The 12,417-nt window shown below is 68.0% G+C and carries 10 protein-coding genes; 3 read left to right on the forward strand and 7 right to left on the reverse strand.

Features of this window, described 5'->3' with window-relative positions; genetic code table 11:
* Nucleotides 1-171: 171 nt before the first annotated feature.
* Complete coding sequence (locus tag C1933_RS17950; protein WP_234414567.1) at nt 172-522, forward strand: helix-turn-helix transcriptional regulator; 351 nt, start codon at nt 172-174, stop codon at nt 520-522.
* A gap of 21 nt (nt 523-543) precedes the next feature.
* Here the strand turns inward: C1933_RS17950 and ung are convergent, their stop codons facing one another.
* From ung to rhlB, 5 genes are all read right to left on the reverse strand, one after another.
* Nucleotides 544-1,257 carry a uracil-DNA glycosylase gene (gene ung, locus C1933_RS17955; RefSeq protein ID WP_108754353.1) on the reverse strand — a complete coding sequence of 238 codons (714 nt, stop codon included), beginning with the start codon at nt 1,255-1,257 and terminating at the stop codon, nt 544-546.
* The gene (locus tag C1933_RS17960) at nt 1,254-2,096 is read right to left on the reverse strand and encodes a response regulator (RefSeq protein ID WP_108754354.1); all 843 of its coding nucleotides are present in this window, start codon (nt 2,094-2,096) and stop codon (nt 1,254-1,256) included. The genes ung and C1933_RS17960 overlap by 4 nt, the downstream gene beginning before the upstream one ends.
* A 7-nt stretch (nt 2,097-2,103) precedes the next feature.
* On the reverse strand, nt 2,104-3,051 hold the full coding sequence (gene ftsX / locus C1933_RS17965; RefSeq protein WP_108754355.1) for a permease-like cell division protein FtsX: 948 nt from the start codon (nt 3,049-3,051) through the stop codon (nt 2,104-2,106).
* A gap of 3 nt (nt 3,052-3,054) precedes the next feature.
* Nucleotides 3,055-3,741, reverse strand: a complete 687-nt coding sequence (gene ftsE, locus C1933_RS17970) for a cell division ATP-binding protein FtsE (RefSeq protein WP_108751049.1) — start codon at nt 3,739-3,741, stop codon at nt 3,055-3,057.
* Nucleotides 3,742-3,897: 156 nt separating this feature from the next.
* Complete coding sequence (rhlB, locus tag C1933_RS17975) at nt 3,898-5,619, reverse strand: ATP-dependent RNA helicase RhlB (RefSeq protein WP_108754356.1); 1,722 nt, start codon at nt 5,617-5,619, stop codon at nt 3,898-3,900.
* A gap of 523 nt (nt 5,620-6,142) precedes the next feature.
* Between rhlB and trxA the strand changes: the two genes are divergently transcribed.
* Together trxA and rho are read left to right on the forward strand one after the other, a co-directional pair.
* Complete coding sequence (gene trxA / locus C1933_RS17985; RefSeq protein ID WP_025878607.1) at nt 6,143-6,472, forward strand: thioredoxin; 330 nt, start codon at nt 6,143-6,145, stop codon at nt 6,470-6,472.
* Between the two features lie 227 nt (nt 6,473-6,699).
* The gene (gene rho, locus C1933_RS17990; protein WP_108754357.1) at nt 6,700-8,451 is read left to right on the forward strand and encodes a transcription termination factor Rho; all 1,752 of its coding nucleotides are present in this window, start codon (nt 6,700-6,702) and stop codon (nt 8,449-8,451) included.
* A 104-nt stretch (nt 8,452-8,555) separates the two neighbouring features.
* Here the strand turns inward: rho and C1933_RS17995 are convergent, their stop codons facing one another.
* Nucleotides 8,556-9,623, reverse strand: coding sequence for a hypothetical protein (locus C1933_RS17995; RefSeq protein WP_108754358.1), 1,068 nt, complete (start codon nt 9,621-9,623; stop codon nt 8,556-8,558).
* 138 nt (nt 9,624-9,761) lie between these two features.
* Complete coding sequence (locus C1933_RS18000; RefSeq protein ID WP_108754359.1) at nt 9,762-12,293, reverse strand: glycoside hydrolase family 3 protein; 2,532 nt, start codon at nt 12,291-12,293, stop codon at nt 9,762-9,764.
* Between the last annotated feature and the right edge of the window lie 124 nt (nt 12,294-12,417).

Here is a 12,417-nt window from a genome sequence, read left to right on the forward strand (position 1 = left end):
GTGAAGACCGTAGTAAGCAGCACTGTCGCCAGGGAGGAGACGATGGGAAACCCAGGTGCGGCAAGGGCAGACAGTCATTCTGTACAGGCACGTAAAAGAATCGCTGCCCGGTAAGTATCGATAACCACCCATCAACTAGGGACAGGGAAAGGGGGAATACCGATGTTGTCCATGGCTGATCGAATCCGCGGTGCACGCGCGGCGGCTGGACTTTCACAGACACAGCTGGCGCAGGAAACCGGGGTGAAGCGCAGTGCGGTGGCGCAATGGGAGCGGCGCGGCGGCACCCATCCCAGCGTGTCGCATCTGGCCCGGATCGCGGTGGTGACCGAGGTCCGCTTTGAATGGCTGGCCACCGGCCGCGGCTGCGGCAAGCCGGACGATGAGGAACTGGGGGCGGCGCCGCCCAGCGCCGATTACGCGCGCAATGACCTGGAGGGCAACATTCTGTCGCTGGTACGGCGGCTGCCGCCGCGCAAGCGCCAGGTGGCGCACGACATCATCGAGATGCTGGGCGTGTGACGCTGCGGCGTGCCTGCCGGGTTACAGGCGGGCGCGCGGCGGCAGCGACCAGTCGATCGGCGCCTGGCCCTGGCGCTGCAGGTAGTCGTTGGCCATCGAGAAATGGCGGCAGCCCAGGAAACCGCGATGTGCCGACAACGGCGAGGGATGCGGCGCCTTCAGCACGCGGTGGCGGCCGGTGTCGATCACCTTGCCCTTCTTCTGCGCGTACGCGCCCCAGAGCATGAACACCAGGCCGTCGCGTTCGCGGTTCAGCACGTCCACCACGTGGTCGGTGAAGCCTTCCCAGCCACGGCCCTGGTGGGCGCCGGCACTGCCTTCCTCCACCGTCAGCACCGCGTTCAACAGCAGCACGCCGCGCTGCGCCCACGGCAGCAGGCAGCCGTGATCGGGCCGGGCAATGCCCAGGTCGCCTTCGATCTCTTTGTAGATGTTCAGCAGCGAGGGCGGCACCGGCACGCCGGGCTGCACCGAGAAGCTCAGCCCATGGGCCTGGCCCTGGCCGTGGTAGGGGTCCTGGCCCAGCACCACCACCTTTACCTGCTCGAACGGGGTGGCGTCGAACGCGGCGAAGATCTGCGGCCCCGGCGGGAACACCGCCGCGCCGCTGTCCTTGCGCTGGCGCAGGAACGCGGACAGCTCGCGCATCTGCGGCTGCAGCAGGTAATCGCCCACGCGCTGTTTCCAGCTCGGCTCCAGCTGGATCGCCGGGGTTCCCACTACTTCGTCGATCATTTCAATACAGGTCCATCGTTCAAGCGGGCCAGGCGCAGCTGGAACAGCACCTTGGTCACCAGCAGGCGTTCTTCGATCGGCTTGAGCACCAGATCGTTGGCACCGGCCTGCAGCAGGCCGGTCTGGTTGTGCGGATTGCCGTCGCCGGTCATCACCAGCACCGGCAGGCGGCGCTTGCCGTAACCGAAATCCACGCGCACGCGCTGCACCACGTCACGCCCGCTCAGTTCCCCCTTCAGGGTCACGTCGGTCAGCACCAGGTCGATGCGGTGGCGGCTGCGGCCCAGCGATTCGGCGGTGAGCAGGGTGAAGGCTTCTTCGGCACTGACCACGTGCAGCACGTTCAACTGCTGCCGTTCCAGCATGCGCTTGGTGGCCTCGGCCACGACCCGGCTGTCTTCCACGTACAGAATGGTGGCGCCCGGAATGGTCTGCGGCTGCACGTAGCCACGGATGAACGTCGCCAGGGCTTCGTGGCCCAGCGCCTTGTCGAAATAGTCGGTGACGAATTCGGTGAAGCGACGCTGTTCCAGGTGCTGCTGCGCATCGCCAGACACCACGATCACCGGCACGTAGGCCTGGCCGGCGGCCTCGCGCACCTTGCGGGCCAGGTCCAGGCCGTCGCCATCGCGCAGGGTGAGCGAGGTGGTGACCAGATCCACCGGCCCCTGCGCCAGCACCTGCTGCGCCTCTTCAATGCTGTCGCAGCCGATCACCTCGACGCCGGGCAGGTCGCGCTGCAGCACGTCGGCAATCAGCTTGCGGACCAGCTTGGACCCATCGACCACCATCACCCGCGTCGCGGGCCCTTCAATATGCTTCAGCGCTTGCGGTTGCATGCAGGTCTCAGGTGTCGGTGGGGCGGGTCTGGCGCAGGAAGTGGCCGGTGACCAGCCAGGCCCCCAGCCAGCCCAGCAGCAGCGTACCCAGCAGCACCAGGCTGCCGTGCAGCAGGTCCAGCCCGTGCAGTACGAACGGGCTGCCGTAGCTACGCGAAAGGTCGGCCAGCGGTGCGCGCAATGCGGCACCGGCCACGCCGATCAGCGCGAGCGCCACGGCACCGGCGCCCAGGCCATACCACGCGCCCAGGTACAGGAACGGGCGGCGGATGAAGCCATCGCTGGCGCCCAGCAGCTGCAGCACGCCGATTTCCTCGCGGCGGGCCTGGATATCCAGGCGCACGGTGTTGCCTACCACCAGCGCGGCGCCCACGCCCAGCAGCACCGACAGCACCTGCACCAGCCGCGCGCCGAACGCCAGCCAGGCATCCAGTCGCTTGCGCCACAACGCATCGTGCTGCACCAGGTCGGCACCGGGCAGGCTTTCCAGCGCGCGCGCCAGACGCGCGTCATCCTGGCCCTGCGCCGGGGTCACCACCAGCAGCGAGGGCAGCGGGTTGTCGTTGAGGGCGTCGATGGCCTCGCCCAGGCCGGCCTGGCGCAGTTCCTCCAGGCCCTGTTCGGGCGTGCGCACGGCCACGTTGGCCACATCCTGGCGGTCGCGCAGTTCGCCGGCCAGGCGCAGTGCGCCGGGACCGTCCACATCGGCCTTCAGGAACACGTTGATATCGCGCGACTGCTGCACGCTGCCAGCGAACTGCTTCAGGTTGTCCAGCGCGATGGACAGCCCCAGCGGCAGCGCCAGGGCCAGCGCCATGACCATCACGGTCAGCAGGGTGGCCCACGGCTTGCGGCAGGCGCGGCCCAGGCTGAACACCACGCTGTGCACGTGGTGCTGGATCCACACGCCCAGGCGCGAGGGTGCGGCGGCTTCGGCGTTTTCGTTCTTGGCCATCGGTTACTCCGCCAGATCCTGCGGCGAGATGTCATCCACCAGCCGGCCGTGGTCCAGGATCAGTACGCGCTTGCGCATGCGGCGCAGCAGCGGCAGGTCGTGGCTGACCACCAGCACGCTGGTGCCGCGCGAAGGCAGTTCGGCGAACAGGGCCATGATTTCGGCGGCCAGGGTCGGGTCGAGGTTGCCGGTCGGCTCGTCGGCCACCAGCAGCTTGGGTTCGCCGACGATGGCGCGGGCAATGCCGACGCGCTGCTGCTCACCGGCCGACAGCTGCGACGGCAGTGCCTTTTCGCGGTGGCCCAGGCCCATGCGTTCCAGCACCGAGCGCACGCGCTTGCCGATATCGGCGCGGCGCGTGCCGCGCAGGATCAGCGGCAGGGCTACGTTCTCGGCGATGGACCGGTCCATCAGCAGGCGATGGTCCTGGTAGACCGCGCCGACCGCGCGACGGTGGCGCGGCACATCGCCGCCGCGCACCTTCAGCAGGTTGCGATCGTCGAACACCACCGCGCCGCGGCTGGGCCGTTCGTCCAGGTGGATAAGCCGCAGCAGGGTGCTCTTGCCCGCCCCGGAATGGCCGGTGACGAACAGCATTTCGCCGGGGGCCACTTCGAAGCTGACATCGATCAGCGCCTCATGGCCACCGGCGTACTGTTTGCTGACATTGTCAAAGCGCAGGACACTCATGCCCCGATTATGCAGGACCGACGCGACGCCTTGGTAGCGCCAGGCCATGCCTGTGGGTGCCGACCGTGGGTGGTGGGTGCCGACCGTGGGTCGGCACGCCGCTAAAGCCACCCGACCAACGGTCGGGTGCTACCGGTCCTGCTGGGTGGGCGCCGATCAGCTGCCCGACAGCATCCGGCGGATCTTGCGGCCGATGCGGGTCAGGAACGAATCACCGGTATCGGCGGCGGTGCGCACCGGCTTGGCCACCACCTGCACCGGGGTGACCGGGTTGGCGCCGTTGCCCGACGAGGTCTGCACGCCTTCGGCGCCTTCCACCGGACGGCCGTGACGACGACGACGGCGCTTGCGCGGCTTGCGCTCGCCCTCAGCGGCGCCTTCCACTGCACCTTCGGCGCGCGGCGGGCGCGGCGGGCGCGGGGCCTGGGCCACGGCGGCCTCGGCACCCTCGACCGGCGCGGCGGCCGTCTGCTCGCCTTCAACGCGCGGCTTGCGCGGGCCACGCGGGCGACGCTCGCCACTGCGTTCACCGTCACGGCGCTCGCCACGGCCACCGCCGGAGCGGCCACCACTGCGGCCACCGCCACGGCGCTCTTCCTCGGCAGCGCGGGCTTCGCGCGCTTCACGGAAGATCTGGCCGACGCTCTCGTTCTCCTCGCCTTCCTCGCCCGCAGCCGGGGCCGGACGTTCCGGGCGCGGCAGCGGGGTCAGCAGTTCCTTGGTAACCGGCTCGGACGGAATCTTCTGCTCGATGTAAGCCTCGATGTCCGGCAGGCCCATCGCGTAGCGCTCGCAGGCGAAGCTGATGGCATCACCCTCTTCGCCCAGGCGCGCGGTACGGCCGATGCGGTGCACGTAGTCTTCGGCATCGAACGGCAGATCGTAGTTGTAGACGTACTTGATGCCGTCGATGTGCAGGCCGCGGGCGGCCACGTCGGTGGCCACCAGGATTTCCAGCTGGCCCTTCTGGAAGCGGTTGAGCAGGCTCTCACGCTTCTTCTGCGGCACGTCGCCGGACAGCACGCCCACGCGGTAGCCGGCCTTTTCCAGCGAACGCGCCACGCGCTCGACGAACACCTTGGTGTTGACGAAGACCATGGTGCGCGCGCCTTCGCTGCGCGACAGCAGGCCCAGCAGCAGCGGGATCTTCTCGTCGTCGGCCGGGAAGTAGATGCGCTGGCGCACGCGCGCAGCGGTGATGGTCTCGGCTTCGACCACCAGCTTCTGCGGCTCGTTCATGTGTTCGTAGGCCAGCTCCAGCACGCGGTGGCTGAGGGTGGCGCTGAACAGCAGGGTCTGCCGGGTGGTGCGCTCGGGCATGCGGCGCAGCAGGAAGCGGATGTCCTTGATGAAGCCCAGGTCGAACATGCGGTCGGCTTCGTCCAGCACGCAGATTTCGCAGGCGTGCAGCGAAACCACCTTGTGCTGCTTCACGTAGTCGATCAGGCGGCCCGGGGTGGCGATGATCACGTCCACGCCCTGCTGCAGCAGCTCGCGCTGCTTGTCGTAATCCACGCCGCCGTAGACCAGGGCGAAACGCAGGCCCAGGTCGGAACCGAACTTCACCGCATCCTTGTGGATCTGGATGGCCAGTTCGCGGGTCGGCGCCAGGATCAGTGCGCGCGGATCTTCCGGCTTGCGATCGGCCAGCGCCGGGCGCGTCAACAGGCGGTTTACGACAGCGACCAGGAAGGCCAGCGTCTTGCCGGTGCCGGTCTGGGCCTGGCCGGCGACATCGCCACCGGGCAGCGCGACCGGCAGGGTCAGCGCCTGGATGGGGGTGCAGCGGGTGAATCCGGCTCCTTCAAGGCCCGCCTGCAGGGCCGGGTGCAGCTCGAAGGAGGAGAAGGTCAAATCGGTCAGCGGTTTGTCGCTCATGAGTCCGTCTTGGTATGGCCGCCGGCCCGTGGGGCGGCTGGCACTTCATCGTCTAGGGGCACCGTCGCAAACTGCGGCCCCTGCGGCGGGTTGGCAGGCTGGGACCACCGGGTCCGCACGCCGCACAATGCCTCAGTTTACCGCAACCGGGCCGGCAATCCCGCGCAGCCGTCTCAACCCGCCTAGAGACGAACCCTGCACCCCGCTCTTCACCCAGCCACACCGCACTTGAACGCCCCCCGCCGACAGGGGCTGGGCCGGCCGCCAGATGCCCCCATATTCCGGGAAGACAGTGAAATCCGACACATACCGTCGTCGGACACGGTCACGATACGCTGGGTTCCAGCCAGCCTCTGTCCCCGCGCTGCGATAGGGGTACACTGCCGGCCGTGAGCGTCCAGGCATCCCGCCGAACGCACCGTGGCATACCGCCACGAGGCAACGACGAGGGTCGCGCCACCGGGCATGGCCCAGTTCACCCACCTCCGGCCTGGCCGGGTGCAATCCAAGACGAGAAACCAAGATGAGCGACAAGGTTGTACACGTCGGCGATGCCGACTTCGATAGCGCAGTGCTGAATTCCAAGGAACCGGTGCTGGTCGATTTCTGGGCCGAGTGGTGTGGCCCGTGCAAGATGATCGCCCCGGCGCTGGACGAACTGGCCGACGCCTACCAGGGCCGCGCCAAGATCGCCAAGGTCAATGTCGACAACAACCGTGCGCTGGCCGCCAAGTACCACGTGCGTTCCATCCCCTACCTGGTCGTCTTCAAGGACGGCGAAAAGGTGGGCGAGCAGATCGGTGCGGTGGGCAAGGCCCAGCTGGCCGGCCTGCTGGACAAGGCCCTGGCCTGATCCTGCTGTTCCACGGCAGCCGCTGACCGCGGCTGCCGCTGGGCGCCCCGCGCCCGCATGAATGCCATTCCCGGTGACCCTTGCAAGGCGCCGCGGGCCGATGATAGTGTCGGCATATCCGGCCGCGTTCGCGTGCCGCACCCTCTGGACGCAGTTTCTTCCAGACCCATTCCCAACGTTCGCCGCCCCAGCCGGGCGCTCGCACCTTCAAGCGAGGAATAACGCTCTTGTCCGATCACACTTCCGAAACCGGCAGCGCCGATGCGCCCGCCGAAAAGCGCGTGCGCAAGCCCCGCGTGAGCAAGGCCGCCGCTCCGGCAGCCGCCGAAACCAGCGCTGCCCCCGCGCAGCCGACCCTGCCGCTGGCAGCCGCGCCCGAAGCGCCGGCACCGGCCGCAGCCGCCCCCGCGCCGAGCGCGCCCGCCGCTGAAGCCCCCGCCTCCGGCGGCGGTGATGCCGGCGAAGGCCGCGAATCCGGCCAGCCGCGCCAGCAGAACCACCAGGGTGGTCAGGGTGGCGGCCAGAACCAGGGCCAGAACAACAACCCGTACAACCAGAACGGCCAGCAGGGCCAGGGCAACCGCCGCGACCGCTTCCGCAACCGTCGCGACCGTGACCGCAACCGCGGTGGCCGCGATGACGGCATGCCGCAGGACGGCGGCGAGCAGCAGCCCTTCGTGCCGCGCCCGCACGCCAACGTGCCGGAAGGTTTCCCGGTCTATTCGCTGAGCGACCTCAAGCGCATGCCGGCGCAGAAGCTGCTGGAAATCGCCGAGCAGCTGCAGATCTCCGAAGGCGTCGCCCGCGCCCGCAAGCAGGACGTGATCTTCGCCCTGCTGAAGGTGCTGACCCGCCACGGTGACGGCGTCGCCGCCGACGGCGTGCTGGAAATCCTGCCGGACGGCTTCGGCTTCCTGCGCGCGGCCGAAGCCAGCTACCTGGCCGGCCCGGACGATACCTATATCTCGCCCAGCCAGATCCGCCGCTTCAACCTGCGCACCGGCGACCACATCTCCGGCCGCATCCGCTTCCCGAAGGACGGCGAGCGCTACTTCGCACTGAACATCGTCGACACCATCAATGGTGAGCCGATCGAAGCGTCGAAGAACAAGGTGCTGTTCGAGAACCTGACCCCGCTGTTCCCGCGTCGCCGCTTCACCCTGGAGCGCGGCAACGGCTCGTCCGAAGACATCACCGGCCGCATCCTCGACCTGATGGCGCCGCAGGGCAAGGGCCAGCGTTCGCTCATCGTTTCCCAGCCGAAGGCCGGTAAGACGATGATGATGCAGCAGGTGGCCACGGCCATCACCACCAACCACCCGGACGTGCACCTGATCGTGCTGCTGATCGACGAGCGCCCGGAAGAAGTGACCGAAATGCAGCGCACCGTGCGCGGCGAAGTCATCAGCTCGACCTTCGACGAACCGGCCGCACGCCACGTGCAGGTGGCCGAAATGGTGATCGAGCGCGCCAAGCGCCTGGTCGAACACAAGAAGGACGTGGTGATCCTGCTGGACTCGATCACCCGCCTGGCCCGCGCCTACAACAACGTGGTGCCGAGCTCGGGCAAGGTGCTGACCGGTGGTGTGGACGCCAACGCCCTGCACCGCCCGAAGCGCTTCTTCGGTGCTGCGCGCAACGTGGAAGAAGGCGGCAGCCTGACCATCATCGCCACCGCGCTGGTCGACACCGGCTCGAAGATGGACGAGGTGATCTACGAAGAGTTCAAGGGCACCGGCAACAGCGAAGTGCACCTGAGCCGTCGCATCGCTGAAAAGCGTGTGTTCCCGGCCATCGACATCAACCGTTCGGGCACCCGCCGCGAAGACCTGCTGATCGAACCGGAACTGCTGCAGAAGATCTGGATCCTGCGCAAGCTGCTGCATCCGATGGATGAAATGGCCGCGATGGAATTCCTGCTGGACAAGATGAAGAACACCAAGTCCAACGACGAGTTCTTCGGTTCCATGAAGCGATAAGAAAGAAGCCCCGCAGTGCGGGGCTTTTTTTGCTTTCGGGACGGCCCCATCCACGCATGGCGTGGATCTACCGGTAGCGCCGGGCCATGCCCGGCGGCATGGGTTTACGCGCAGACCTCGCGCGGGTCCAGGCCGAGGTCACGGCAGATGCGGTCATGGGCCAGGCCGGCGCAGCGCAGGGTGCCGCCCAGCATTTCACTGAGGATGCTGCTGCCGCGGTAGGCCAGATAGCACCACGGCTCCACCGGCACCTTGCCGCCCTGCGCCTGCATCACCACGCGCGCTTCTTCCCACGCACCGCTGAAGTACAGCGCCAATGCGAACTGGCTCAGGTGACGGCGTTCGCGCAGGGACGTACGCCCGGCCAGTGCGTGTGCCAGCCCGGCGGGTTGCACATCCAGCCAGTCCAGCAGCGCCTTGCGCACCAGATCCGCCAGCCCGGACACCCTGCCCGCGCGCACCACGCCGACGATTTCCAGCGGTGCATTGCACTCGTCCACCCACGTCTCGGCCCATTCCACCACGTGCCAGGCGATCACCGCATGCGCATCGCGGCCACGCGGTGCGTGCTCGCTGATCCAGCGCAGGTACGCCCACATCTGCTCATCGCTGCCGTCCCATTTGCCCATGCTGGCCTTGGCCAGCATGTGCACCGACGGCGCGTGGAAGGGGACCATCGCCATTACCTGTGCGAAGCGCTGGCTGCGCGCATCACGTTCGATGTCACACACCACATCGCAATGCAGCAGCCCATAGAACGCCAACGGCGGCGGATTGATGCGCGCGGCCAGTTCCTTGAACCGCGTCTGCGCGGCCTGGAACTTCAGCGGATACGCGCGCCTGCGCGCAGCGGGAATGTCGTCATAGTAGTCCTCGCCGCGTACGCGCCACGCTTCCCCCAGTTCGGCGAAGGCCAGCAGCAACGCAGCATCGGCGGAGTCGGGTTCGGCGGCGAGCCACTGCGCAGCAATCGCCATGGCGTCCTTCAGCTCACCCAGACAGGCATAGAAGTTCACCTGGTCGCCTTCATGTACCCCGGCCATGGTGGCCGAGGCAGACGCGTAGGCGCCCTCGCGCACCTGCTGCAGCAGGGCCTGCGCTTCGCCGACAAGCCTGACATTCACGGTGGAGGCGTACGGCAGCAGCCGCACGCTCTGGAACAAACGCCGCATGATCGTCCTTGTGTGTGAATCCACGCCATGCGCGGATCGTTTCCTGGCGCGCCAGTGTAACGGCGCACCAGGATCAACGGACGGAACAGCATCCCGTTTTGCCGCGCGGACCGGCGTGCGCCCGCACGGGCGCGCGGCTTACGGGCAGGCCACCGCGCCCTCGGCGTTTGCCGTGTTGGCGGTAAGCTTGACCTGGGTGAATGCCGCCGCAAACGGCTTGTCCGCGGTCACCACGAAAGGAGCCTCCACCGCGCCCAGTGCCACACCCTGCTTGGCGAAGCACGCCAGCGGCACGGTCACCGTCTGCTTCTGGCCCGGCGAGAGTCTGCCCAGCAGCGGGGCGATATCCACCCCGCCCTCGCAGCCACTGCCGCACTGCATGGTCACCTTCACCGGCGAGGCCGGGCGCTTCACCAGCTGCACGTCGAACTGCAACGCGCCGTTGCTGCGCGCCAGGGCGCCCAGGTTGCGCCGCGAGGTGCTGCGTGCGATCAGCTGCGCGGGGGCCAACCAGGTCACTTCCTTGGCATCCTGCTGGGTGTTCACCTGCACGGTGCGCACCTGCACCACCGGCGTGGCGGTCGGCCAGCGCAGGGTGGCATTGAGATCATTGCCCAGCGGCTGGGTCGCGCCTGCGGCCGCCACGTGCAGCGCGAACGGCGGCGTGTCGGCGCGGTTGAAGATCGGCAGCACCGTCACTTCGCCGCAGCTGTCCGGGTCGGCTTCGTCGAGCCGGGCAACCCTGCCGCCCTTGGCGTAGGTGAGGCCATAGCCGAGCGCGAACAGCGACGGCTTCTTCGCATCGGGCTGGTCGATCGGTGCCGGGCAGGGCACGCCCGGCCACGGGAAGCTGAGGCGGCCGCGGAAGTCGTGCGCGGGCTTGCCGCCCTTGCCGGCCACCAGCACGTCGGTCACGCCCTTGCCTTCGGTGCCCGGCAGCCAGGCCGCGACGAAGGCGCTGGACAGGTTGAGCAGGTCATTGGTGTACATCGGGCGACCGGACAGGTAGACCGTCACCACCGGCTTGCCGGTTGCAGCCGCGGCCTTCAGCGCGGCCAGGTCCTGCGGGTAGGCACGGCTGTGGCTCACGGTGTCGGAGCCGAGGATGTCGCCGTTGGTTTCCGCATACGGCGTCTCCCCGATCACCGCCAGCACCACGTCGAAGGCCTTCGGGTCGACGCCCTGGCCATCGGCACTGAAGCTGACCTTGTCCGCGCCAAGTTCGGCGCGCAGCGCGCCCAGCACCGAATCGGCGTTGGGGAAATCGGCGTTCTTGTTCTCGGTACCCTGCCAGGTCAGCGACCAGCCACCGGACTGGTCACCGATGTTGTCGGCGCCCTTGCCGACCACCAGCACGCGCGCATCGCGGCGCAACGGCAGCACCTTGTCGTCGTTCTTCAGCAGCACCAGCGATTCGCGCACCGCACGGCGCGCCAGCTCGCGGTGCTGCACGGCGCTGGCATCACCGGCATAGCGGCTGTCGGACGGCTTGTGCTCGAACAGGCCTGCGCGCAGCTTCACCCGCAGGATGCGCGTCACCGCATCGTCGATGCGCGCCATCGGGATCTCGCCCTTCTGCACCTGCGCGGTGGTGTTGTCGATGAAAGCCTTCCAGTCGTCGGGCACCATCACCATGTCGATGCCAGCGTTGATCGCCTGCGCGCAGCTGTCGTTGCGGCAGCCCGGCACCTGGGCGATGCCGTTCCAGTCGGAGACGACGAAGCCGTCGAAGCCCATCTTGTCCTTCAGCGCGTCGGTCAGCAGCGCCTTGCTGCCGTGCATCTTGCCGTAGTCGACGCCGGCGGCACGATCATTCCAGCTGTTGAACGAGGCCATCACCGTCTGCGCGCCTTCGGCCAGCGCGCCGTAGTAGCCCTGCGCATGCACGTTGATCATCGTCGCCTTGTCGACCAGCGCCTCGCCCTGGTCGCGGCCGCTGTCGGTGGCGCCATCGCCAAGGTAGTGCTTGGCGGTGGTGACCACGTTGCCGTCATCCTTGAACGCGCCCTGCGCGCCCTTGACGTAGGCATGGGCGAAACTGCGGATCACCGCCGGGTCGGACGAATAGCTTTCGTAGGTGCGGCCCCAGCGCGGGTCGTGGGCCACCGCCAGGGTGGGCGCGAACACCCAGCCGATGCCGGTGGCGCGCACCGACCGCGCGGTTGCCTCGCCGATACGCTCGATCAGTTCCGGATCGCCGGCCGCGCCCAGGCCGATGTTGTGCGGGAACAGGGTGGCACCCAGCACGTTGTTGTGGCCATGCACTGCGTCGGTGCCCCAGATCACCGGCACCGGCGTCTTCGCATCGGTGGCCAGCGAGGCAGCGTGGTAGGCGTCAGCCAGCTTCAGCCAGTCCTGCACGGTGGCGTGCTTGTCCATGCCCGGCCACGAGCCGCCGCCGTTGAGCACCGAACCGATGTAGTAGCGGCGCACCTGCTCGGGCGTGATCGTCTTGATCTCGGCCTGGGTCATCTGCCCGATCTTCTGCGCCAGCGTCATCTGCGAAAGGATCTGCTGCACGCGGCTTTCGATCTGCGCATCGGCGGCGATCGCGCTGTGCACGCGCGGCCAGTCCTGCAGGCGTTCGCCGCTGGCCGGTGCGGCACCCACGGGCGCGGCAAGGGCGGCCAGCAGGCAGCTGGCAAGAAGGGTCTGGGTGGGGCGATTCACTGGGCTCTACCTCCGTGGATGAAGTTCCTGGCGTGTTCGGCTGCGGCAACACGTCGGCATGGGCGCCTGCGCACCGCTCCTGACAGCGCTGTCATATAAGGCGTCCCCGCTGCTGTCAATCGTT

Origin of the sequence: Stenotrophomonas sp. ZAC14D2_NAIMI4_6, from assembly GCF_003086875.1 — a bacterium.
Classification (GTDB): Bacteria; Pseudomonadota; Gammaproteobacteria; order Xanthomonadales; family Xanthomonadaceae; genus Stenotrophomonas.